Source organism: Rhodovulum sp. HP10, assembly GCF_047553435.1.
Lineage (GTDB): Bacteria > Pseudomonadota > Alphaproteobacteria > Rhodobacterales > Rhodobacteraceae > Rhodovulum.
On record NZ_CP180201.1, the window covers coordinates 3,748,802 to 3,772,831 of the forward strand.

Annotated in this window: 19 protein-coding genes; 9 read left to right on the forward strand and 10 right to left on the reverse strand. The window is 66.6% G+C overall.

Features of this window, described 5'->3' with window-relative positions; translation table 11 throughout:
• Positions 1 to 66 precede the first annotated feature (66 nt).
• The 3 genes from ACK8CO_RS17580 (at position 67) to ACK8CO_RS17590 (ending at position 3,620) form a co-directional block, all read left to right on the forward strand.
• Positions 67 to 1,836, forward strand: a complete 1,770-nt coding sequence (locus ACK8CO_RS17580) for a hypothetical protein (RefSeq protein ID WP_414897471.1) — start codon at positions 67 to 69, stop codon at positions 1,834 to 1,836.
• Between the two features lie 144 nt (positions 1,837 to 1,980).
• Positions 1,981 to 2,568 carry a heme NO-binding domain-containing protein gene (locus tag ACK8CO_RS17585; protein WP_080616654.1) on the forward strand — a complete coding sequence of 196 codons (588 nt, stop codon included), beginning with the start codon at positions 1,981 to 1,983 and terminating at the stop codon, positions 2,566 to 2,568.
• The gene (locus ACK8CO_RS17590; RefSeq protein ID WP_414897472.1) at positions 2,565 to 3,620 is read left to right on the forward strand and encodes a GGDEF domain-containing protein; all 1,056 of its coding nucleotides are present in this window, start codon (positions 2,565 to 2,567) and stop codon (positions 3,618 to 3,620) included. Before ACK8CO_RS17585 ends, ACK8CO_RS17590 begins: the two co-directional genes overlap by 4 nt.
• 133 nt (positions 3,621 to 3,753) lie before the next feature.
• Here the strand turns inward: ACK8CO_RS17590 and ACK8CO_RS17595 are convergent, their stop codons facing one another.
• The gene (locus ACK8CO_RS17595) at positions 3,754 to 6,858 is read right to left on the reverse strand and encodes an efflux RND transporter permease subunit (protein ID WP_414897473.1); all 3,105 of its coding nucleotides are present in this window, start codon (positions 6,856 to 6,858) and stop codon (positions 3,754 to 3,756) included.
• A gap of 20 nt (positions 6,859 to 6,878) precedes the next feature.
• Positions 6,879 to 8,072 (reverse strand): efflux RND transporter periplasmic adaptor subunit, encoded by a 1,194-nt coding sequence (locus tag ACK8CO_RS17600; RefSeq protein WP_080616651.1) that lies wholly within the window; start codon positions 8,070 to 8,072, stop codon positions 6,879 to 6,881.
• A 184-nt stretch (positions 8,073 to 8,256) separates the two neighbouring features.
• Here ACK8CO_RS17600 and ACK8CO_RS17605 point away from each other — a divergent pair, with 184 nt between their 5' ends.
• From ACK8CO_RS17605 to ACK8CO_RS17615, 3 genes are all read left to right on the forward strand, one after another.
• Positions 8,257 to 8,850, forward strand: a complete 594-nt coding sequence (locus tag ACK8CO_RS17605) for a TetR/AcrR family transcriptional regulator (protein WP_080616650.1) — start codon at positions 8,257 to 8,259, stop codon at positions 8,848 to 8,850.
• Between the two features lie 88 nt (positions 8,851 to 8,938).
• Complete coding sequence (glpK, locus tag ACK8CO_RS17610; protein ID WP_080616649.1) at positions 8,939 to 10,423, forward strand: glycerol kinase GlpK; 1,485 nt, start codon at positions 8,939 to 8,941, stop codon at positions 10,421 to 10,423.
• Between the two features lie 2 nt (positions 10,424 to 10,425).
• Positions 10,426 to 11,553, forward strand: coding sequence for an iron-containing alcohol dehydrogenase (locus ACK8CO_RS17615; RefSeq protein WP_414897474.1), 1,128 nt, complete (start codon positions 10,426 to 10,428; stop codon positions 11,551 to 11,553).
• A gap of 479 nt (positions 11,554 to 12,032) precedes the next feature.
• On the opposite strand, the gene cynS is transcribed toward ACK8CO_RS17615, so the two are convergent.
• Complete coding sequence (gene cynS, locus ACK8CO_RS17620; protein WP_196774235.1) at positions 12,033 to 12,500, reverse strand: cyanase; 468 nt, start codon at positions 12,498 to 12,500, stop codon at positions 12,033 to 12,035.
• An 871-nt stretch (positions 12,501 to 13,371) separates the two neighbouring features.
• Between cynS and ACK8CO_RS17625 the strand changes: the two genes are divergently transcribed.
• From ACK8CO_RS17625 to ACK8CO_RS17635, 3 genes are all read left to right on the forward strand, one after another.
• Positions 13,372 to 14,970 carry a tyrosinase family protein gene (locus tag ACK8CO_RS17625; protein WP_414897475.1) on the forward strand — a complete coding sequence of 533 codons (1,599 nt, stop codon included), beginning with the start codon at positions 13,372 to 13,374 and terminating at the stop codon, positions 14,968 to 14,970.
• A 35-nt stretch (positions 14,971 to 15,005) separates the two neighbouring features.
• A complete protein-coding gene (locus tag ACK8CO_RS17630) occupies positions 15,006 to 15,368 on the forward strand; it encodes a hypothetical protein (RefSeq protein WP_414897476.1) in 363 nt (120 codons plus the stop codon).
• A 144-nt stretch (positions 15,369 to 15,512) separates the two neighbouring features.
• Positions 15,513 to 16,666 (forward strand): IS3 family transposase gene (locus ACK8CO_RS17635; protein ID WP_414896501.1). Its coding sequence is split into 2 segments (ribosomal slippage): positions 15,513 to 15,765 and positions 15,765 to 16,666, totalling 1,155 coding nucleotides; the frame shifts between segments, so codons are not numbered across the junction.
• 591 nt (positions 16,667 to 17,257) lie between these two features.
• On the opposite strand, the gene ACK8CO_RS17640 is transcribed toward ACK8CO_RS17635, so the two are convergent.
• From ACK8CO_RS17640 to urtA, 7 genes are all read right to left on the reverse strand, one after another.
• Entirely contained in the window at positions 17,258 to 17,440 is a 183-nt protein-coding gene (locus ACK8CO_RS17640) for a hypothetical protein (protein ID WP_414897477.1), read from the reverse strand.
• A 101-nt stretch (positions 17,441 to 17,541) separates the two neighbouring features.
• A complete protein-coding gene (gene urtE / locus ACK8CO_RS17645; RefSeq protein WP_414897478.1) occupies positions 17,542 to 18,237 on the reverse strand; it encodes an urea ABC transporter ATP-binding subunit UrtE in 696 nt (231 codons plus the stop codon).
• 15 nt (positions 18,238 to 18,252) lie between these two features.
• Entirely contained in the window at positions 18,253 to 18,993 is a 741-nt protein-coding gene (gene urtD, locus ACK8CO_RS17650; RefSeq protein ID WP_414897479.1) for an urea ABC transporter ATP-binding protein UrtD, read from the reverse strand.
• Positions 18,990 to 20,222, reverse strand: a complete 1,233-nt coding sequence (urtC, locus tag ACK8CO_RS17655; protein ID WP_414897480.1) for an urea ABC transporter permease subunit UrtC — start codon at positions 20,220 to 20,222, stop codon at positions 18,990 to 18,992. Before urtC ends, urtD begins: the two co-directional genes overlap by 4 nt.
• Positions 20,219 to 20,701, reverse strand: a complete 483-nt coding sequence (locus ACK8CO_RS17660; RefSeq protein ID WP_414897481.1) for a GNAT family N-acetyltransferase — start codon at positions 20,699 to 20,701, stop codon at positions 20,219 to 20,221. Before ACK8CO_RS17660 ends, urtC begins: the two co-directional genes overlap by 4 nt.
• A 4-nt stretch (positions 20,702 to 20,705) precedes the next feature.
• Positions 20,706 to 22,715 carry an urea ABC transporter permease subunit UrtB gene (gene urtB / locus ACK8CO_RS17665; RefSeq protein WP_414897482.1) on the reverse strand — a complete coding sequence of 670 codons (2,010 nt, stop codon included), beginning with the start codon at positions 22,713 to 22,715 and terminating at the stop codon, positions 20,706 to 20,708.
• Between the two features lie 54 nt (positions 22,716 to 22,769).
• The gene (gene urtA / locus ACK8CO_RS17670) at positions 22,770 to 23,993 is read right to left on the reverse strand and encodes an urea ABC transporter substrate-binding protein (protein ID WP_414899040.1); all 1,224 of its coding nucleotides are present in this window, start codon (positions 23,991 to 23,993) and stop codon (positions 22,770 to 22,772) included.
• Positions 23,994 to 24,030 lie beyond the last annotated feature (37 nt).

The following is a 24,030-nucleotide window of genomic DNA, read 5'->3' on the forward strand; positions in this document are numbered from 1 at the left end:
CCCGGCGCTCTGGTCCGCGTGTCCGCCCGGCGCTATGGTCGCGCGGCGAGGATCTAGGAGACAACGATGGCAGAGGCAGCGGACGGCCAGCCGGGGCGGTGGAGCTTCGGAATTCTGGGCGGCGTCGCCGGGCTTGCGGCCTGGCTTATGTTCGGGCTCTTGCCCGGGCCGATGGCCGGGCTGGCGCGGCTTCACCTGTTCCTCTCGGTTTTCGGAACCGCCTTCTTCGTCGCCGCGCTTGCCATGGCGGGCGCGCTCCGGCTTGGCCGGGCGCTGGCGGCGGCGGCCCTGATGGCCCTGCCGATGGCCGGGCTCGTGACCTGGGCCAGCCTGCGTTTCGACACGGTTTCGGGCGCGCTCGACGATATCGTCGCGCCTGCCGCCTTTGCCGCATTGCTGGTCCTGGCGCCGCCCTTCCTGATCTCGGGTTTCTCTCCCGGCGGGCGCTGGCTCGATTATCGCGCGCTGTTCACCCGGTCCTGGGAGATCATGGTGCGGCTTGCCGCGGCCTGGCTTTTCGTCGGGCTGGTCTGGGGGATCCTGTTTCTGTCGAACGCGCTGTTCGGTCTGGTCGGGTTGCAGGCGATCGACTGGCTGCTGGATCTCAGGCCGGTGCCCTATCTGCTGAGCGGGGTCACGCTGGGGCTTGCGCTGGCGGTCGTCGGCGAGCGGTCCGAATATCTCTCGCCCGAACTGGTGCTGGGGCTGTTCCGGTTGCTGCTGCCGGTCGTGCTGGCCGTGGTCGCGGTGTTTCTGCTGGCCTTGCCGCTGCGCGGGATCGGGCATCTCTTCGGCGGTCTGTCGGCGGCCTCGATCCTGCTGGCAACGGCCTTCGGTTCGGTCACGCTGATTTCCACGGTCGCCGATGCCGGGGAGGAGTGCCGGCCCCGGGGCGGGTTGGCCGAGGGAAGCGCGCGGCTTCTGGCGCTTCTGCTGCCGGTTCTGGCGGCGCTGGCCGGAACCGCCGTGGCGATGCGGTTGGGGCAGTATGGCGCGACGCCCGAGCGGGTCCTGGCCGCGATTCTGGCCTTGCTGGCACTGGGCTACGGGCTTGGCTATGCCGCCTCGGCGCTTCGGCCGCGGCATTGGGCGGTCGGGGTGCGGCGGGTCAATGTGGCGATGGCGCTGACGGCGATGGTGCTGGCGGCGGGGCTGTTGACGCCGCTGCTCGATCCGCAGCGGATCTCGGCCTCCGATCAGGTGGCGCGCTACGCCGCCGGGCGCGTTCCGGCCGAGCAGCTCGATCTCTGGACCCTCGGCCATGACTGGGGCCGGGCGGGGCAGGCCGCGCTCGCGCGGCTGGCCGCGATGCCGGACGGATCCGGCGCCGAGGGCATGGACAGGCAGCTTGCCACGCTGAAGCTGGCAGCGAGCCGCTCCGATTTCGAGATGGCGCGGCGTGGCCGCACGCTTGTCGAGGATCGAAACCGGCTGGTCCGGACGCTTCCGGTCCGGCCCGAGGGCGCGGTGCTGCCCGAGGGGTTCATCGCCGGTCTGCGGCCCTGGGAAGTCCGGCAGTTCTCCGAAGCCTGCGCCCTGCGCACGGCCGGGGGCAACCCCTCCTGCGTCGCGGTCCTGGCCGATCTCTCCGGCGACCGGCCCGGCGACGAGATCCTGATTCTGGCCCAGCGCCCGGGGGAGGGCCCGCTTCTGCGCGCCTATTTCGCCGAAGCGAGCGGCTATTCGATGCGCAGTCCCGACTATCTCGGTGGGGCCAATCCCTATCGGGACGCGGGCGCCGCCATCGATGCCTTGATCGCGGGCCGTTACGAGCTGCGGCCGATGCGGCTCAATGCGGTCGAGGTCGAGGGCCGGACGCTGTTCTTCGGGCGCTGAGCCGCAAGGCTGATCCGGCGCGCCGGGCGCCGACGCCGATCGGGGCCGCGGATGCCGGCCGGGGCGGGCGCATCTTTGCCATTTCTTAAGCCGACGCGGAGAGGATCGCCTCTGCCAGATCGTTCAGGGAGTGGGCCGGTTCGTATGCACGGGCTGATCAATCGCGCCATCCATTTCTTTCTTGCCGACACCTATGGTCAACAGGTGTGGGCCGAGATCGTGCGCGATGCCGGGCTGGAACGTCACGCCTTCGAGGCCATGCTGAACTACGATGACGATACCACCGAGGCGCTGCTTGGCGCCGCCGGCGCCCGGCTCGGTCTGCCGCAGACCATGCTGCTGGAGGATCTGGGAACCTATCTGGTGTCGCATAGCGCGCTCGAACCGGTCCGGCGCCTGTTGCGCTTCGGCGGGGAGACATTCCTCGATTTCCTGTTCTCGCTCGAGGATCTGCCCGACCGCACGCGGCTTGCCGTGCCCGATCTGGTCCTGCCCGAGCTGCGCCTCGCCGAAGATGCGGCCGACGGGTACCGGCTCGACTGTCGCGGCGACTGGCCCGAGGCCTTCCATATCCTGCAGGGGCTGCTTCGGGCGATGGCCGACGATTACGGGGCGCTGGTTCTGCTCGAACCGCTTGAAGAGCGGCCCGATGGCGGCCTTCTCGGGGTCCGCCTGCTCGACAGCTCCTTCTCGACCGGCCGCAGTTTCTCGCTGAAGGGGCCGCTGCCATGACGCAACTGTCCGACAGGCCGGGCGGCGACGAGGGCGTGGGCTGCGACGCGGGGCCGGGACTGTCCGGTGCCGCGCTCGACCGGCTGATGCCGATGCATGTCTGGATCGGCGCCGGCGGCGAGGTGCTCCGGGCCGGGCCGACCCTGCAGCGTCTGGCCGGGGCACCGCTGCTGCCATGCGCCTGGACCCAGATCGTCACCTTGCGCCGGCCCCGCGCGGCGCGTCGGCTGGAAGATCTGTTGCAGATGCAGGGCGTTGCGCTCAAGTTCACGCTGAATGCCCGGCCCGAGATCGCGCTCAAGGGGCTGGTGGTTCCCTTGTCCGGGGGGACGGCGCTGCTGAACCTGTCGCTCGGGATCTCGCTGGTCGACGCCGTCGGTCGTTTCGACCTCACCTCGTCGGATTTCGCGCCGACCGACCTCGCGATCGAGCTTCTCTATCTCAACGAGGCCAAGACCGCGGTCGTGGGAGAACTCAGGCGGCTGGCGCTTCGGCTGAACGGGGCCCGCGTCTCTGCCGAGGTCGAGGCCGCGACCGACACGCTGACCGGGCTTGCCAATCGCCGGGCCTTCGACGATGCGCTGAGCCGGCTGGTTGCAAGCGACCTGCCTTTCGCGCTGATGCAGGTTGATCTCGACCTGTTCAAGGCGGTCAATGACAGCCATGGTCATGGGGTGGGCGATGGCGTCCTGCGCATCGTCGCGGCGGTCCTGCGCAGCCATTTCCGGAGCCGCGATGTCGTCGCCCGGATCGGCGGCGATGAATTCGTGGTGCTGATGGTCGATTTCGGCGACCGCGATCATCTGCTTGCCCATGCCTCGCGGCTGATCGAACGGATCGAGCAGCCGATGAGCCTGCAAGGGGTGGAATGCCGGATTTCGGCCAGCATCGGCATCGCGCTTGCGACCATCTCGCGGCGGCCCTCTTCCGACGTGCTGCTGCAGGAGGCCGATATCGCGCTCTACGACTCCAAGCGGCGGGGGCGCGGCCGGGTCACGTTCTACGACCAGTGGCAGCAACGCCGCCGCGCTCCGGGCGACGACGCGTTCTGAGCCTGTCCCGCCTTGCTAGGGCGGGCCGCGCATGTCGGCCGGAATATCCCCCGCGAGATGCTTCCCCAAGCGGAAACGCCCGGCCGTTTCCGGCCGGGCGTTCTGGGGCGATGCGCAGCTTTCCGGCGCGGTGTCACTTGGCCATGCGGCCGCCCGCGACCTTGCGGATCGTGGTATAGAACAGCGGCACGAACAGCACGCCGAGGATGGTGGCGCTGAGCGTGCCGCCCAGAACGCCAGAGCCGATGGCGTTTCGCCCGCCCGAGCCCGCGCCCGAGCTCAGCACCAGCGGCAGCACGCCGAGACTGAAGGCCATCGAGGTCATGATGATCGGCCGGAACCGCTGCTGGGCAGCATGGATGACGGCCTCGAACAGGCCCTCGCCCGCCTCTTGCCGGTCGCGGGCGAACTCGACGATCAGGATCGCGTTCTTGCCGGTCAGGCCGATCACCGTCAGCAGCGCCACCTGGAAGAACACGCCGTTCTCGAAATTGCCGAGCCAGGCCGCCAGAAGCGCGCCAAGAACCCCGATCGGCATGGCCAGCATCACCGCGAAGGGGATCGCCCAGCTTTCGTAAAGCGCGGCGAGGCAGAGGAACACCGCCGCCAGCGACAACGCATACAGAAGCGGCGCCTGGCTGCCGGATTCGCGCTCTTCCAGCGACAGGCCGGTCCAGGCGATGGCAAAGCCGGGCGGCAGCTGGCCGGCCAGCCGCTCCATCTCGGCCATGGCCTCGCCGGTGGTCACGCCATCGGCCGGCGAGCCCTGAAGCTGCATCGAGGGCATGCCGTTATAGCGGGTCAGGCCCTGGGCGCCGAATTCCCAGCTTGCGGTCGAGATGTTCGAGAAGGGCACGAGCCCGCCCGAGTCGTTCCGGATCCGCCACAGCTCGATATCCTGGGGGGTCGCCCGTGCCTCGGCATCGCCCTGGACATAGACCCGCTTGATCCGTCCGCGATCGACGAAGTCGTTCACGTATTTGCCCGCCCAGGCAACCGAGAGCAGATTGCCCACATCGGTCGCCGACAGCCCCATCGCACCGGCTGCGCGCCAATCTATGTCCAGATTGAACTGGGCCGCATCCTCCAGCCCGTTGGGCCGGATCGATCCGATCTTCGGGCTTTGCGCGGCCATTCCCAGAAGCTGGTTGCGCGCGGCCAGAAGTTCCTGGTGGCTCTGGCCGCCGCGGGCCTGCAGGTAGAAGTCGAAGCCCGAGACGTTGCCAAGCTCGATGACCGAAGGCGGCACGATCGGGAACACCAGCGCGTCCTGGATCTGGCTGAACGAGCCGAAGGCGCGTCCGGCGATGGCCTGCACGCTTTGCGACGGGTCCTCGCGCTCGTCCCAGTCCTTCAGCTGGACGAAGCCGATTCCCATGTTCTGCCCCTGTCCGGCGAAGGAGAAGCCGGTGACGGTGAAGACAGAATTGACGTTCTCGGCCTCGTTGGCCAGGTAGTAGTTCTGGATCTCGTCGGCCACCGCCTGGGTGCGTTCTGCGGTCGCGCCGGTCGGGCCCTGGATCAGCGTGAACAGGATGCCCTGATCCTCCTCGGGCAGGAAGCCCGTGGGGGTCCGGATGAAGAGCAGCGCCATCACCCCGGCCAGCGCGATATAGATCACGCCGACCCGAAGCGGCCGCCGCACGATCCAGCCCACGGTCGAACCGTAGCCTCCGGCGATCTTCTCGAACAGGATGTTGAACCAGCCGAACGGGCCGCGATGGGTATGGACCGCATCCTTCGAGCGCAGGAGCGAGGCGCAGAGCGCGGGCGTCAGGGTCAGCGCGACCAGCACCGACAGCGCCATCGCCGAGACGATGGTGACCGAGAACTGCTGGTAGATGACGCCGGTCGAGCCGCCGAAGAAGGCCATCGGGATGAACACCGCCGACAGCACCAGCGCGATGCCGATCAGTGCGCCCGTGATCTGGCCCATCGACTTGCGCGTGGCCTCGCGCGGCGACAGACCCTCTTCCTCGATGATCCGCTCGACATTCTCGACGACGACGATGGCGTCGTCGACCAGAAGGCCGATCGCCAGCACCATGGCCAGCATGGTCAGCGTGTTGATCGAATAGCCGAAGATCGCGAGCACCCCGAAGGTGCCCAGCAGCACCACGGGCACTGCCAGCGTCGGGATCAGCGTGGCGCGGATGTTCTGCAGGAACAGCAACATCACCAGGAAGACCAGGATGATCGCCTCGAACAGGGTCTTGACCACCTCCTCGATCGAGATCTTGACGAAGGGGGTGGTGTCGTAGGGGATCACGTAGTCGACGTTATCGGGAAAGAACTGCGAGAATTCGTCAATCTTCGCCTTGACGCGGTTTGCGGTTTCGAGAGCGTTGGCGCCGGGCGCGAGCCGGAGTGCCATGCCGGCGGCGGGCTGGCCGTTCCGGCGGGCGATGGTGGAGTAGCTCTCGGCACCGATCTCGACCCTGGCGACATCCTTCAGTAAAACAAGTCCCCCGTCGGTTTCGGCGCGCAGCACGATCTGCTCGAAATCCTCGGGCGTCGACAAGAGCGATTGCGCGGTGATCGTCGCGTTCAGCTGCTGACCGTCCGGGGCGGGCAGGGAGCCGAAGGAACCGGCCGAAATCTGTGCGTTCTCGGCCGAGACCGCCGCGACCACGTCCGAGGGGGTCATCTCATAGGCGGCAAGCTTGGAGGGATCGAGCCAGATCCGCATCGCATATTGCGAGCCGAAGACCTGCACCTCGCCGATGCCCTCGATCCGAGCGAATTCGTCAACGAGGTTCGCTTCCAGATAGTCCGACAGGTCGACCTGATCGAGCGTGCCGTCCTTCGAGATCAGCGCGATCACCATCAGGAAGCTGGCCGAGGACTTGCGCACGGTCACGCCCTGGCGCTGCACCGTCTCGGGCAACAGCGCGGTCGCCTGCGACAGCTTGTTCTGCACCTGCACCTGGGCAATGTCGGGATCGGTGCCGGTCTCGAAGGTCAGCTCGATCGAGGCGCCGCCTTCCGAGGTCGAGGAGGACGAGATGTAGCGCAGCCCGTCGAGGCCGGTCATCTGCTGTTCGATGACCTGGGTCACGGTATTGGCGACCGTGTCGGCCGATGCGCCGGGATAGGTTGCACTCACCGTCACGTTGGGTGGGGCGATCTGCGGGTATTGCGCGACCGGCAGCGACGAGATCGACAGCAGCCCGATCCCCATGATGAGGATCGAGATGACCCAGGCGAAGACCGGGCGGTCGATGAAGAAACGGGCCATTTACAGGGGCTCCTTGCCGTTCAGTTGCCTTGGGCAGGCTGGCCTTCGCCGCCGCCGTCCGAACCGTCTGCCGCCGCGGCGCCGCGTTCCTGCGGAGCGACCTTGGCGCCGGGCTGGACCTTCTGCAGACCGGCCACGATCACGCGGTCGCCGTCGCTGACGCCGTCCGTCACGATCCACTCGTTGCCGCTGTCGCGCAGCACCGTCAGCACGCGGGACTCGACCACGTCCTCGGCATTGACGACCAACGCCGTCGGCCGGCCGCGGCTGTCGCGGCCCACCGCTTCCTGCGGCACGAGGATCGCGCCCTCGATCACGCCCTGGGGCATGTCGGCCTGCACATACATGCCCGGCAGAAGCAGCCGTTCGGTGTTGGGGAAGTTCATCCGCAGAACGATCACGCCGGTCTGCTCGTCGACATGGGGCTCGGCCGCCGTCAGAGTGCCCTTGTGTTCGTAGCCGCTGCCGTCGGGCAGGTTCAGCTCGACCGAGACATCGGCATTGGCCAGCCTGCGCTCGGTATGGCCGCGGCGCCAGTGCACCAGTTCGGCCGCCGACATGGTGACGTCGACATAGACCGGATCGAGCGTCCGGATCGTTGCCAGCGGCTCGGCCTGTCCGGCCGTCACCAGCGCGCCGCGCGTGGTCAGCGAACGCCCGACCGTGCCCGAAAGCTGCGCCTTTATCGTGGTCCTCTCGAGGTCGATCTCGGCGCTCAGAAGCTGTGCCTCGGCAACCTGCAGCGCGGCGCTCGCGGCATCGCGCGCGGCAATGGCGTCATCGACCTTCTGCTCGCTCGCCACATTGCGGTCAAGCAGCGTCTGCACCCGGGTCGCCTCTTTCTCGGCGGCCTTCAGGTTGGCCTCTGCCTGCGCGACCGAAGCCCTGGCCGCGGCCACCTGGGCCTCGTAGCTGGCCGGGTCGATCTTGTAGAGCGCGTCGCCGATCTCGACATCGGCGCCTTCCTCGAACAGACGGTCGGTGATGATGCCCGCCACCTGCGGCCGCACCTCGGCCATGCCCGAGGCGATCACGCGCCCGGGCAGTCTGGTCTTCAGCGTCACATCCTCGGCCTTGAGGGTGACGACGGTCACTGCCGTCGGCGGTTGTCCGCCGCCCTGGGCCTGCGCGAAGGCGGCGGCTGCGGTCAGCGTAAGTGCCGCAACTAGAACAGGAAGAACGGCCCGGGAAGGGCGCGGACGGGATCGCGTCATGTAAAAGCTCCTCTCGGGGCGGTCATTCGGTCGCACGGATTTACAAAACCTTCGGGTTTCGGTATTTGCTTCCGCGCCTCTGTGCAACATCAAACTGCACGGCGGATATGACAGTCACCTTAACTGCGGAAGAGTTGCCTTGAACCGATGCGCAACCGCACCAAGGCGCGGCAGGCCGCTGCAGATGACCGCTTCCGAGCGCGAGGCTGTGATTCTGGACGCGACCGAGAAGGTGCTGCTGGCAAGCGGCCTTTCGGGCACCACCATGGCAGCGGTCGCCTGCGAGGCGGGCATGTCCAAGCGCACCCTCTATGCCGTCTTCGACGGGCGCACGGAGCTGTTCGCCGGCGTGCTGAGGCGGCTCGGGGCGCGGGTGGTGCGGCCGCTGACACCGGCCGAGCGCGACCTGCCGTTGCCGGCCCGGCTGAAGCGGCTGCTGGGGCCCGATCTCGCCCCTGGCATCTGTGCCGCGCCGCTCGAGCTGTTGCGTGCGGTCATGGCCGAGGCCCCGCGCTATCCCAACCTGGTCGAATTGCTGATCGAGGAGGGGCCGCGCAGCTTCAGCCGGGCGATCCGCGACGAGCTCGACCGCGCCGTCGCCCGCCGCGAGATCCGGCTGTCCGATACGGCGCGTGCCGCCGATCTCCTGCTCGACATGGCCTTGCCCTGCACGATCGAGGACCTGCTGCGCGGCGTCGAGGACGATGTCGCGCGCATCCGCGAGCGGATCGAGCTGGCGGTCGATGTCTTCCTGTCGGGGGCCGACGGCCGGGTCTGAGCCCGCCGCCCGCGCCGTCTCTTCCGGCCCCGGTCATTTCCCTGTAGAAAATTGTCAACGAAACCGGGGAAAACGGGAGGCACTTGCCATGCAGCATATTCTCGCCATCGACCAGGGGACCACGTCGAGCCGGGCGATCCTGTTCGACAAGGACCTTGGCGTGGCTGCGACCGCGCAGGAGGAATTCGAACAGCACTACCCGGCCAGCGGCTGGGTCGAGCATGATGCCGACGATCTCTGGACCTCGACCGCCGGGACCAGCCGCGAGGTGATCGAGCGCGCCGGACTGGCCTCGGAGGATATCGCTGCCATCGGCATCACCAATCAGCGCGAGACGACGCTGGTCTGGGATCGTGCCACCGGCCGTCCGCTGCATAATGCCATCGTCTGGCAGGATCGCCGCACCGCCGATCTGTGCCGGGACCTGCGCGAGCAGGGCTGCGAGGCGCAGGTGACCGAGATCACCGGGCTGCTGCTCGACCCTTACTTTTCGGCCACCAAGCTCAAGTGGATCCTCGACAATGTCGACGGCGCGCGGGCGCGGGCCGAGGCGGGCGAACTGGCCTTCGGCACCGTCGACAGCTGGCTGGTCTGGCGGCTGACCGGGGGCAAGGTGCATGTCACCGACGCCACCAATGCCGCGCGGACGATGCTGTTCGACATCCGCAAGGGCGTCTGGTCCGAGGACATGTGCCGGATGCTCGACATCCCGATGTCGATGCTGCCCGAGGTGCGCGACTGCGCCAGCGATTTCGGCATGACCCGGCCCGACCTCTTCGGCCGCGAGATCCCGATCATGGGCATCGCGGGCGACCAGCAGGCGGCGACCATCGGTCAGGCCTGCTTCCGGCCCGGCATGCTGAAATCGACCTATGGCACGGGCTGTTTCGCGCTCCTGAACACGGGCGACGCCCCGGTCGCCTCGAAGAACCGGCTGCTGACCACGATCGCCTATCAGATGGACGGCAAGCGGACCTATGCGCTGGAGGGCTCGATCTTCATCGCGGGCGCGGTGGTGCAATGGCTGCGCGACGGGCTCGAGATCATCCGCTCGGCGGCCGAGACCCAGGGGCTCGCGGAACGCGCCGATCCCGGTCAGGATCTGGTGCTGGTGCCGGCCTTCACGGGGCTTGGCGCGCCCTACTGGAACGCCGACTGCCGGGGCGGGGTCTTCGGGCTGACCCGCAATTCTGGGCCTGCCGAATTCGCCCGTGCCGCGCTGGAATCGGTGGGCTATCAGACCCGCGATCTGCTCGAGGCGATGCGGGCCGACTGGTCGGCCGAGGGCGATACCGCGCTGCGCGTCGATGGCGGCATGAGCGCGTCGGACTGGGCGATGCAGTTCCTGGCCGACATCCTGGGGGCCCAGGTCGACCGGCCGAAGGTGCTGGAGACGACGGCGATGGGTGCGGCCTGGCTCGCGGGCCAGCGCGCGGGGCTTTACCCGGCGATGGCGGAATTCGGCGAGACCTGGGCGCTGGAACGGAGTTTCACCCCCGCGATGGAAGCCGACGAGCGCGAGGCGCGCTATGGGCGCTGGAAACGCGCGGTCGCGGCGGTTCAGGCAGTCTGAGCGTGACAGCCTTCGACTTTGCCGGGCCGGGTCGCATCGTCTTCGGCCGGGGCCGGGCGGCCGAGGCGGTGCCCGCGCTTCTGGGTTGGGGCCGGCGCATCCTTCTGGTGCGGGGCGGGTCGGTGGCCTTTGCCGACCGGCTCGCGGCCGATCTTGCCGGGGCGGGCGCCGAGGTCTGCCAGATCCGCGGCCGGGGCGAGCCCGATCTGCCGGGGCTCGAGGCGGCGCTTGCCGAGGCGCGAGCCTTCGCGCCCGAGGCGGTGGTGGCCGTCGGGGGCGGTGCGGTGATCGATCTGGGCAAGGCGCTGGCCGCGCTTGTGCCTTCGGACCGGCCGGTGATCGATCATCTCGAGGTGGTGGGCGCCGGTCTGCCGCTGCCGCGCGCGCCCTTGCCGTTCGCCGCTTTGCCCAGCACCGCCGGAACCGGGGCCGAGGCCACGCGCAACGCGGTCATCGGGGTGCCTGCGGCGGGCCGCAAGGTCAGCCTGCGCGATATCCGCATGCTTCCCCGTCTGGCGCTGGTCGATCCGGCCCTCACAGACGGCTGCCCGCGCGCGGTGACGCTGGCCTCGGGGCTCGATGCCATCGTGCAGGTGATCGAGCCTTATCTGTCCTGCCGCGCGACGCCCCTGACCGATGCGCTGTGCGCCGCGGCGATCCCCGAGGGGCTGGCGGCGCTGCCGCGGCTGATGGCGGCCGAGGACCCGGCGGCGCGGGACGCGATGGCGCGGGTCAGCCTCACCGGCGGGCTCGCCCTGGCCAATGCCGGGCTCGGCGCGGTGCATGGGCTCGCGGGCGTGATCGGCGGCCGGACCGGGGCGGCCCATGGCGCGATCTGCGGCCGCTTGCTGGTGCCGGTCCTGCGGGCCAATCGCGCGGCGCTGGCCGGGGCAGGGAAGGACCTGGCCCGGATCGAACGGGTTCTGGACTGGATCGGCGCGGCTTTCGGCGGACAGGGCGTGGAGGCTCTGGACCGGTTCGGAGACTGGATCGCGGCGGCGGGCCTGCCGCCGCTGCCCGCTATGGACCGCGCTGAGGTCGCGTCCGAGGCGATGGGCTCGTCCTCGATGAAGGGCAATCCGGTGCCGCTGTCGGCCGCGACGCTGACCGAGGTGCTGGCCGAGGCCTGAGCCCGCCTGCAGGTCAGCCCGTCAGGCGGTCTGCCCGGGCCGGTCGGCCGGTGTCGGCCTCGCGCAGCGGGCGGGCGGACAGATTGTCCTGCCTCAGGTCGGGCCGATGCCGCGTTTGGGAGCGTCGCGATGGATGCGGGGGCGTATCCGGGCGGACCCGAAGTCGAAAGCGCCGGGCTCGAAGCCCTGCCTCCGCTCATGAGGATCCGCGGCCCAAATCCCCTGTCGAATGTCACGCAAATCTGACTCACTGGCGCCATTTTTCTGAATCAAATAGGCATGCAGCGCCAGGCAAAAGCAACCCAAACGTCAGGCATTTCCGACCCAAGTCAGCCCCTCGCAACGCCTTCACAAAGGGCGGGAAGCCGACTGTGTCTGCATCCGCAAAATTGGCAAGTTCTCTGGAAGCCGACTCCAAAAGTTCGGTTGATACACCGCGTGAATGTTCAGCAGGCCGCCTTCGCGGCCCGCCGTCAATCTTACCAGGCGTTGTAGCCGAGGTACTTCCCGGACATCTCGATCTTCACACGATCGCCTTTCGGATTAGCGACACGCTCTACCGTCATATCGAAGTCGATCGCGGACATGATGCCGTCTCCGAACTTCTCATGGATCAGCGCCTTGATGGTGGGGCCGTAGACGCCGACGATCTCGTAGAGGCGGTAGATGCAGGGATCAGTCGGAACGGTTTGTTGCCAAACCTTTGTCGGGCTCTCGACCATGGCGTCGGTGGCCTCTTCGGGGAGGTCAAGCAGGGCGACGAGGGCCTTGGCCTTCTCCTCGGTAAAGGCGTTCGTGCCCATGGCGGCGGAATGCGTCCAAACGGCCGACATGCCGATCTTTTCCGCGATGGCTTCCCAGGTCAGGCCGGCCTTCTTCTTGGCGCGGATGATCAGGACGGTGACGTCTTCCTTGGTAATGTCTTCGCTCATTGTCAGATCTTTCATCGTGGTCCTCCGGGTTGGGTCAGGGTGTGGAACCCTACGCTAAGCCGACAGTGGTCGTCCGAACAGCATGCGGCGAACGGCTGGAAGGAGCCCATACTTCGTGCTGCTGCGGGATGAGCTAATGTCTGACAACTCACCACGATAGGTAAAAACTTAGCTACGTAATCTTTGGTGACGCGCGATGAACACAAGAGCCATAGGAGCGCTCGCACACAGCCAAACTAAAAATATCGCGAAATCAGACTCCATGAAGCTGCCAGCACCTATGCCAACAAAAAACGCAATCGACGAAACAACGAAACAAGCAAGCGTTCGCACGTCTATATGCGACTTGCTAAGATGTTTCTCACCGAAGACGAGCCGGTCAGTTGCACACACACACCAACTTAACGCGTTCCATATAGTGTACATCGTTCATTGCTCACGCAAACTGTTTCATGCCGTCGAAAATGGCACGAGTGTTTGCTTGAGCGCAACCGAGGCAAGCAAGGCCAAGATCTCAAAGCAGTCACTGGCGCAGCTACGGCGAAAACTCACTAAGTCGCTCTCTGGACGTTGGCGGCTACAGGGCGTGCTGCAACCGCGATGAACGGCCGCTTCCGCGATCCGCGGGCGGCGCAGGCTTGAGTTGTCGAACGGCGGCTATCGGCAGGTTCCTGTCATTTGCGCAGGCGCGAGGGAAGCCTGGAAATTCATTCAACACAGCGCGCCGACTGTGGTATTAATGCGGACGCATTTCAAGACCTGCCGTGTCAGACGGCAGGATGCCCCGGAACGTGACGGTTTTCGGCCAATCTTGACAAGTTTTTCCGGAGACATCCCGCAGGCGCGGCCGGACAGCGACCATTGATATCCATCGGGAGCATGTCAGATGACCGGAACGATTTCCACGAACCGTCGCACCGTCCTGAAAGGCGGAGCAGCTCTTCTTGCCGTGCCATTCCTTGCCCGAAGCGCCGCCGGACAGGCCAGCCACCTGCGCGTCAGCATGACCAGCGAAGAGGGCATCGCCCACCTCCGGACCTACCGCAAGGCCGTTGCCGCGATGTGGGCGCTGGAGCCCTCGGATCCCCATAATTGGTTCCGCTATGCGATGATCCACCTGATGGACTGCCCGCATGGCAACTGGTGGTTCTTCGTCTGGCACCGCCCCTATGTCGCCCACCTGGAACGGATCGTCCGGATCTACGGCGAGGATGAGAACTTTGCCATGCCCTACTGGGACTGGACCGCCGATCCCTTCGTCGCCGACACCTTCTTCGCCAGCAGCACCTATCCCGACAACGCCCTCGATCCCACCAGCAGCCATTACCCCGACTGGGACAGCTTCGAGAGCGCCTATCACGATCCGATCGAGGCTTTCTGGAACGGGCTCAGCGACGCCCAGAAGCAACAGGAGACCCTGCGGGACTTCCCCGATTTCGATAGCTTCTGGACCACGGGCGTGCAGCCCAATTTCACCGCCGACCCCGCCAACGGGCGCTCGAAGACGCTCGCCGCCCCGGATCTGACTCCGCCCGCCTCGGATGCGGTCACGCTGCCGATCATCGAGGCCGGGCTCGCGCCAGAGATCTTCACCACCGTCGTCGCCACAAGCGACGCCCGCACCGGTTTCAACAGTCCCGAAAGCCAGAACCACAACCAGGGTGTGGGGGCCGCCATCATCGAGGGTCAGCCGCATAACAAGGTGCATAACGACCTGGGAAGCGTCGCGGGCGGCTGGATGCCCTCGCTTCTGTCCTCGGTCGATCCGATCTTCTTCATGCATCACTGCAATGTCGACCGGCTCTGGGACGTCTGGACCACGAAGGAACGGAATGCGGGCCGGACCGCACTGCCCACCGCAGAGGAGGCGCCGCGCTTCGATCCCGAGGCTTTCCTCTTCTATATCGACGATGCCGGGCAGCCCGCCCCCAGCACCGCCGGCGCCTCCATGGCTATCGAGCCCTGGGGCTATGCCTATACGCCGGGATCGGGGTCCGCTTCCGCCGCGGGACTGCAGTCCAGGCGCGGCATCGCTCCCAATGCAATCGCCCTGGCAAACAAGGATTTCGGTCTGAACGAGGGGGCCACGACCAGTTTCTCCCTGCCCGAGGGCTTTGCGGCCGCCGGGAAGGAAGAGACAAGGCAGTTTGCCCAGGTCACCTTCAAGCCCCCGAGGGAGCTTAAGGGGGTGAGCTTCGATGTCTTCCTGTCTCCCGGCGGCGAGATGCCAGAGCTGTCAGAGGACAGCCCCGGTTTTGCCGGCTCGTTCGAGTTCTTCGGCATGTTGCAAGGCCATGACCACGACTTCACCGCGGTCATCGACGTGACCGATGCCATGACGCGCCTGCGTGAGGCTGGAACGCTGCGTGAAAGTGGCGCGATCGACGTGACGCTGGCGGCTTCGGGAACGGCGATCAAAGGCCAGATGCTCGAATCCGCGCCATTGGAGGGGGTTCTCAAATCGGTCGTCTTCGAAAGCTTCTGACCCGAAACCTCCGCATCCCGGCCGGACCGGCAGCTATGGTCCTTTTCTGGGCCGCCGCCACGACCGTTCAGGCGGCGGGCGGCGGAACCGGGATGGGCCCGTCGGCGATCGAGGTCGCCCCGGGCGCGGGCGCTCTGGTCCTGGCCGTGCGCACGGGTCCCCTGCCGGCCGGCGCCGAACTGGTGCTCGAAACGAGCGGGGGACGCCGCATCGGCTCGGTATCGCCCTTCGGAGCGACCTCTGCCACGTCTTCCGCCGTGCAGACCCATCTCGTTCCGGTCCCCGCGGGAACCCTTCCAGAAGGCCGGATCGAGATCCGCGCGAAGCTGGTCCTGCACGGCTCTGAACGGGCCGCGACCACCCGCGAGTTCCTCGGCGCGGCGATCATCGGACATTAGCCGTGCGGTCTTGGTATCCGGCAATCGGATTTCCGGCAGAGAGCGCCCGAGCGGGTTGCCCCGGTGAGCTACCCCCCGAAATTCGGACAGTGACGTAAGCTACGATTTGCAGTCTGCTGATCTTCGACGAGAAGGAGATCAGAGATGTCGAAACGCAAGCAGCACGCGCCTGAGTTCAAGGCGAAGGTCGCGCTGGAAGCCCTGAAGGGTGAAGAGACGGCGGCCGAGCTGGCGAGCCGGTTCGGAGTGCATCCGACGATGATCCATCAATGGAAGCGCGCCCTGCTCGAAGGCGCGTCCGGCGTGTTCGAGCGCGGTGGCCGCAAGAGACCCGAGATCGACGAGGAGCAGGTGAAGGAGCTCCACGCCAAGATCGGGGAGCTGGCGGTGGCCAACTCTTTTTTGGAACGAAAGCTGAAGCCCTGGGGCGGGAAGTGAGGCGCGGTATGATCGAGCCTGACCATCCTCAGCTGTCCATCGGTCAGCAGTGCAGGCTGCTGTCGATTGCGCGCTCGTCCTATTACTACGAGCCGAAGGGAGAGACCGCACAGAACCTCGGCCTGATGCGGCAGATCGACGAGCAGTTCCTGGAGACGCCGTTCTTCGGTGTCCGCCAGATGACCTGGCACCTGCGCAATGACGGGCATCTCGTGAACGAGAAGCGAATACGCCGGCTAATGCGCCTCATGGGGCTGATGCCGATTTACCAGAAGCCCAACACGAGCAGGCCGGCGAAAGGACACAAGACCTATCCTTACCTTCTGAAAGGGCTGCACGTGGATCGTCCGAACCAGGTCTGGTGCTCGGACATCACCTACCTGCCCATGCGCCGCGGGTTCCTATACCTCATAGCGATCATGGACTGGCACACGCGCAAGGTTCTATCCTGGCGGATCTCGAACACCCTGGAGGCCGACTTCTGCGTCGAAGCACTGAGCGAGGCCATCCACAAGTTCGGCCCGCCCGAGATCATGAACACGGATCAGGGCAGCCAGTTCACGTCCTTCGCCTGGACCGACCGGCTCCGCCGATCCGGTGTGCGCATCTCGATGGATGGGAAAGGCCGATTCCTCGACAACATCTTCATCGAGCGGCTGTGGCGAACCCTGAAATACGAATGCGTCTACCTGCATGCCTGGGAGACCGGATCAGAGACGAAAGGGGCTATCCGGAAATGGATGACCTTCTACAACCACCAGCGTCCTCACTCAGCCCTCGGCGGCAAGCCACCGGCGCTGGTTTATTGGCAGAGAAATGATATCAACAAACCCGATCAGCAGGTGCAAAGAGTAGCTTAAATTACGCCAGATACTGTCCAACCGATGGGGAGTAGCTCACCCGGCCAGCTGCGCCAATTGCCCTATCGCGACCTTCTCCCCGCGGAACAAGGGATCGATTGGAAAGGCAATGTCGCCGCAGAATCTTTGCATGGAGCTTGCGCCGCCCCTCGCCGCGAGTCGGGACAACAAGGACGATGCCGGCTCGAACGCCGCATGCGGCACAGTCAGCGGCAACTGAGGAAAGGTATTTCCGGGGATGGCAGGGAGGCTCTTGGCCAAACGAGATTTCCGAGATCAGACAAAGGCAGGATTGTCCTGACCCTACGATCGCGAGCTCAACCGGGCAACGCCACTCCGCATTCCGGAAGCTCCGCCTGCGGGGTCAGGCATCTGACATGAAAGTCAGTTTTGCCTGACACCCCTCATCCCCCGTCCTTCGAGATCGAAGGGAAATGCCTGCCCCCGGCGGTTTCGGCGGCGACATGGAAGTAGGCGGGCCTGTTTCTCGACGCGCCAGCCCCGAGCCGGTCGCGGGACCGCGGCGTGATATGCCGCCGCGCGAGGGTTTCGCGACGAGGCCCGTCGCGAGTTGCCGTGGCCCGGGGGATGTCAGCCTGCGGGCCAGGCGGGGTCATCCGGGATGACGGCCAGCCTCAGGCCAAGGCCAAGCATGGCGAGCATACCGCTCAGCGACAGCGTGGCCAGCGCCGCGATCCAGGACTGCGTGATGAACAGCGCGATCGCGGCACAGGGATAACCGACCGCCATTCCGACCAGAACCAGTCCCAGCATTTATCGCAATCCTCGTGTCACAGCTTTGTGAGCCAGAAGCGCTGCAATCGAGGAGGAAATAAGGCAGGACCGGGGCGTTTCCGGCGCAGAGCGTCCTCGTTTCAGACCGAGACGGCGCGGATCAGGCGGTCTTTCGGCAGCTCGGCCTTGGTCCCCGACAGGGTGATGCGGCCGCGCTCCATCACGTAGAAGCGGTCGGCGAGGTCATGGGCGAAGTCGAAATACTGCTCGACCAGCAGGATCGCCATCCGGCCCTGATCGCGCAGATGGGCGATCACCCGGCCGATCTGCCGGATGATGCTGGGCTGGATGCCTTCGGTCGGCTCGTCGAGCAGCAGGAGCTTGGGCCGGGCGATCATCGCCCGGGCGATGGCAAGTTGCTGCTGCTGGCCGCCCGACAGATCGCCGCCGCGCCGCTGCGCCATCTCCTTCAGCACCGGGAACAGCTCGTAGATCTCGTCGGGCACGCACCGTTCGGAGCGGGGCAGGCAGGCGAAACCGGTTTCCAGATTCTCGCGCACGCTCAGCAGCGGAAAGATCATCCGCCCCTGCGGCACGTAGCCCACGCCGCGACGGGCCATGGCCTGGGCCGAAAGCCGCCCCAGCGCGGCACCGTCCAGCTCGATCCCTCCGCCCGAGCGCGGATGGCTGCCCGAGATCGCCTTCAGCAGGCTGGTCTTGCCGACGCCGTTGGTGCCCATGAGGCAGGTCACCTCGCCCGTGCGGGCCTCGATATCGACGCCATGCAGGATCTGCGAGCCGCCGTAATGCAGCGTCAGGCCATTGGTTTTCAGCATGGTTTCCCGCATCTCTCAGCGCCCCAGATAGACATCGATCACCTGCCGGTTCCTCGTGACATGGTCGAGACTGCCCTCGGCCAGAACCGATCCCTCATGGAGCACCGTCACCCGGCAGCCGAGCCGCCGCACGAAGTCCATGTCATGTTCGACGACCACCACGGCGCGGGTCTTCGCGGCCTCTTTCAGAAGCCCGGCCGTGTGCGCGCGCTCGGCAAGCGTCATGCCCGCGGCGGGCTCGTCGACCAGTAAAAGGCGCGGCTCCTGTGCCAGCAGCATGCCGATTTCCAGCCATTGCTTCTGGCCGTGGCTGAGGTTGCCCGCCTTCCGCCCAAGCCGGTTTCCCAGCCCGATTTCCCCGGCCAGTTCGGCCACCCGGTCGCGGTCGCGCGCGCTCTGGCGATAGAACAGCACGGCGAGGGGGCTGCGGTCCTTCTTCAGCGCCATCAGCAGGTTGTCGAAAACCGACTGGTCCTCGAACACGGTCGGGCGCTGGAACTTGCGGCCGACGCCCTCGCGCGCGATGCGCGCTTCGCTCATCTTCAGAAGCGAAACCGAGCGCTCGCCCCAGAGCACCCGGCCCGTATCGGGGCGGGTCTTGCCGGTGACGATGTCCATGAAGGTGGTCTTGCCCGCGCCATTGGGGCCGATGATGGCGCGCAGCTCGCGCGGGCCAATCTCGAAGGAGAGGTTGTCGATGGCGCGGAAGCCGTCGAAACTGACGGAAACGCCCGAGACCTCGAGCAGGGCGGTCATTCGCTGGCCTCCTCTTCGCGGAACGGGCCGGTATCCGGACCGGGATCGGCGCCGTGGTGGGCGGGGCCTCTCCGGCGCGGGATCAGATCGACGAGCCCGCCGATGCCCTTCTGTGCGAACAGGGTGACGAGGACGAAACCGAGGCCCAGAAGCACCTGCCACCAGTCGACCCATTTGACGGTGTAGAGGCCAAGCGGCAGGTCGGGCGCCTGACCGCCGGTGAACCAGCTCGACAGAAGCGAGACGAGGCCCGCGCCGATCACCGCGCCGTAAAGCCGGCCCCGGCCGCCGATGGCGACCCAGACCGCGAGATAGATCGAGGCGATGGGCGCCATCTCGGCCGGGTTGATGATGCCCGCCTGCGGATAGTAAAGCGCACCCGCAATGCCCGCGATCACCGCCGTCAGGGTGAAGACGAAGAGCTTGTAGGCCTCGACCGGATAGCCGAGGAACCGCACCCGCGCCTCGTCATCCCGGATGCCCCGGATCACCGAGCCGAACTTGCCCGAGACGACGAAGGCCGCCAGCAGGTAGCCCAGCCCCAGTGCCAGGGCCGAGGCCCAGAAGAAGCGGATCGAGATCAGCGATTGCGGCACATCCGCCGCGCCGGGGATGTTCTGCAGCCCCGAGAGCCCGTTATTGCCCCGTAGCCCGCTGTCGTTCTGGAAAAGATACAGCGACAGCGCCATCGTCATCGCCTGGGTCAGGATCGACAGATAGACGCCGGTCACGCGCGAGCGGAAGGCGAGCCAGCCGAAGATCAGCGCCAGCAGCCCCGGCACCAGCACCACAAGGGCCAGTTGCAAGGGCAGCGAATGGGCGAAGGCCCAGATCGCGGGAAAGTCCGAGCCGCCGACCACGCCGAAGATCTGGCTGCCGATGGCGTCGCGGATCTCCTGCGGTGTGGGCGGGATCGGCGATTGCGCCAGCGAGGCCGCGACGATGGTCTCGGTCCGGGCATACATCAGCCACATGCCGATCATGTAGCCGCCGAGCCCGAAAAAGGCGAAATGGCCTAAGGACAGGATGCCGGTATAGCCCCACACGAGATCCATCGCGATGGCGATCAGGCACAGGCAGAGCGTCTTGCCCAGCGTCTTGACGAAGCTCGTCGAGACGAGGCCCATGCCGATGCCCTCGCCAAGGACCGTGACCGCGGCCACGAACACCGCAAGCAGACCGAGGAAGATCAGCACCGACGGGTTTCGGGCAAAGAGGCTTTGTTTCAAAGGCCTGCCTCCTGCCGCGCGAGGCGCTTGGTGTAATAGGCGCTGTGCGGGTCGATCCGGTAGGTGCCGAACGGGCCGCAGGGCTCGAACCCCTGGCCTTCGTAAAGCGCGCGGGCCGCCGCGAAGGCGGCTGCGGTTCCGGTTTCGAGCCAGAGCGCGCGATAGTCGCGTTTCAGGGCCTCGGTCTGGATCGCGGCCAGCAGGGCTGCGCCGACCCCTTGCCCCCGGCAGGCGGCGGCGGTGTGCATCGACTTGATTTCGCCGGCCTCGGGCGAGAGCGCCTTCAGCGCGCCGATGCCCGCGATCTCGGCGCCGTCCCAGGCGGCCCAGACCGTGACCTCGGGCACGTCGAGCCCTTCGAGGGGCAGGAAATGACAGCTTTCGGGCGGGCTCGTGGATTCGCAGAAGGCGGCATGGGTGGCGAGAAGGCTGCGGATCGCCGGATCGGACAGGTCTGCCAGAGCGATGCGAAGGGCCATGGTGTCAGTCTCCTGCCGCGCGGCCCCGCAGCGCGATGATGCCCCGCGGCCGGACCTGGATGAAGAGGATGATGAAGAGGATCATGTAGGTTTGGGCGGCCAGCGTGTTGCTGGGGTTCAGCCACTCGATGCCCTTTTGCAGGAAACCGATCAGCGTGGCGCCCAGCAGCGTGCCCCAGATATTGCCCACGCCGCCCACCACGACGGTCATGAAGCTTTGCACGATGTAGTCCTGCCCCAGTTCCGAGGTGACCTTGGCATAAAGCCCGATGGCCACGCCCGCGACCCCCGCGATGCCCGAGCCGAGCCCGAAGGTCAGCATGTTGATGCGGTCGGGGTCGATCCCCATCGAGGCGGCCATGCGTGGGTTCTGGGTCACCGCACGGATCTCGAGCCCGAGCCGCGTCCGGCGCATGATGAAGAGGAAAAGCGCAAGGAACAGAAGCGCCAGCACGAATATCGCGATCCGGATATAGCTGATCGAGACCACGTCGTTGAGATGCAGCGCGCCGTCGAGCCAGGCGGGCGAGGTCAGCGGCCGGGCCTGGGTGCCGAAGATGTTCCTGGCCAGCTGCTGCAGCGCGACCGAGATGCCGAAGGTCGCCAGCAGCGTCTCCAGCGGCCGGTTGTAAAGCCAGCGGATCACCAGCCGCTCCATCGCGACGCCGGCCGCGAAGGTCACGGCGAAGGCCAGCGGCAGCGCGATCAGGATCGAGAGGGTGTAATCCGGCACGATCTGCTGGACCACATAGCCGGTATAGGCGCCCATCATGATGAACTCGCCATGGGCCATGTTGATGACCCCCATCACGCCGAAGGTGATGGCCAGCCCGATGGCGGCGAGAAAGTAGATCGACGCAAGCGACAGCGCGTCGAGCGAGAGATTGACGGCCTGGTTCAGCCCCACCTTGAAGGCGATGGCGTCGAGCGCGGCCTCGGCGGCGGCGGTGACCGAGGGGTCGGGTTCGGCGTAGCGGTCATAGAAGACATGGGCATCGAGCGCCGCCTGCACCTCCGCTTCGGTCGCTGTGGGCGGCACGAGGCCCTGATCCGCCAGCGCCGCATAGGCACGGTCGCGGGCCTCGTCGCTGTCGAGGCCGGCCACGGGCAGGCCCGCGACGGTGCCGTTCTCGATATGGGCCGCCAGCGCGTTCCGTTTGTCGGCGGCGCTGATGCGGGGCCGGGCCAGACCGGCCTTGACCAGAAGGCGGTAGGCCTCGGCTGCGGGCAGGGCGTCGCTGCCCGGGCTCAGGCGGCGCGCGATGTTCTCGTCCCCGGGCGGCGCGCCGGGGGTGACCGCGCGGGTGGTTGCGACCAGAGGGTTCAGCGCCGCGCGCACATCGACGCCCAGATCGCCCGCGAAACTCTCGATGGCGGCGATCCGGTCGGCCGGATCGGGGGCGTAGGCGATGGTCAGCAGCCGTTCCAGCCGCTCTTTGCGGGCCCTGAGCCCCGGATCGGTCTCGGTCGCGATGGCGCCGCGCAGCGCCTCCAGATGACCGGGCGCGGCATCCCGCGCGATGGCATCGAGCGCGCCCGAGCGGACCGCCGGATCGGGATCCGTCAACTGGAAGGGCACCAGCGCCGCGCCGATCAGCGCGCGCACGCCGCTATTTGGCCGGAGCTGCTCCAGCTCCTGCTGGGTCGCGGGGCCGGCATCGGCGCCGGTGGCGATGTCGATCAGGCGCTCGCCGCCGGCCCCGCTTACCTCGGCGAAGAAGAAGCGGCCGTCGGATTTGCGCAGGTAGAGCGCCCGGTCTTGCCATCTCTCCAGCACGCTCCGGGCCTGGGGCAGGCCGCTGGTCGCGACCGCGGCGATGGCCGGGCCGATGGTCCTGCGTGAGCTTATCTCGATAAGCCTTCGGTTTTCCTGAAGAATGATCTGGATCGGACTGGTCTGGTCCGAAGATGACCCGGCCGTGGCCGACTGCGCCAGCGCGGGCCCCGCGACCGGACCTGCGAAAACCACCGCGACCAGCACAAGGCAGGCGAAGAGAACGGAGTAAAGGCGCATCTGGGACCCTGCTCGGAAAAGGCGGGGGCAAGGCGCGCCGCCCCCGGTCCGGGATCAGTAGTTCGACTTGATCTGCACGCAGGTTTCGGTCTCGGTATTGTACATGCCGCAGCCGAGATCCTTCCAGTCCGAGGTCAGGACGGCCGAGCCGGGCAGGTAGTCGGTCCAGGCATCGCCCGGCACCGGATCGGTCTCGCTGATGATGTCGAACTGGCCGTCGGCGCGGATCTCGCCGATCAGCACGGGCTTGGTCAGATGGTGGTTCGGCAGCATCTCGGCGGTCGAGCCGGTGAGGTTGGGATAGGTCTGCCCGATCATCGCCTTCGTGACCGCGTCGACATCGGTGGTGCCGGCCTCTTCGACCGCGTTCACCCACATGTTGAAGCCGATATAGGTCGCCTCCATCGGGTCGTTGGTGACCCGGTCCTGGCCCATCCGTTCCTTCCATTTGGCCACGAAGGCCTCGTTCTCGGGCGAGGTGGCGGATTCGAAGTAGTTCCAGGCCGCGAGATGGCCGACGAGGTTCGAGGTGTCGAGGCCCGAGAGTTCCTCCTCGCCGACCGAGAAGGCCACCACGGGGATGTCCTCGGCGGAGATGCCCTGCGCCGCCAGCTCCTTGTAGAAGCCGATATTGGCATCGCCATTGATGGTCGAGATCACGCCGACCTTCTTGCCATCGGCGCCCAGCGCCCTGACATCCGACACGATCTTCGACCAGTCGGACTGGCCGAAGGGGGTGTAGTTGACGAAGATGTCGGCGTCGGGGATGCCCTTCGATTTCAGATAGGCCTGAAGGATGTTGTTGGTGGTGCGCGGATAGACATAGTCGGTGCCCAGAAGCGCGAATTTCTCGACGCCCAGCTCGTCCAGAAGATAGTCGGTCGCGGGGATCGCCTGCTGGTTCGGGGCGGCGCCGGTATAGAAGACGTTCTTCGAGCTTTCCTCGCCCTCATACTGCACCGGATAGAACAGCAGCCCGTTCAGCTCCTCGACCACCGGCAGCACCGATTTGCGGCTGACCGAGGTCCAGCAGCCGAAGATGACGTCGACATCCTGCACCGTCAGCAATTCGCGCGCCTTCTCGGCGAAAAGCGGCCAGTCCGAGGCCGGATCGACCACCACGGCCTCGATCTGCTCGCCGATGAGGCCGCCCTTGGCGTTCTGCTCGTCGATCAGCATCAGCACGGTATCCTTCAGCGTCATCTCCGAAATCGCCATCGTGCCCGAAAGCGAATGCAGCACGCCCACCTTGATCGTGTGATCGGCCCAGGCGGGCATCGAGATCGCCCCGCAGGCCACCGCGCCAAGCAGGATC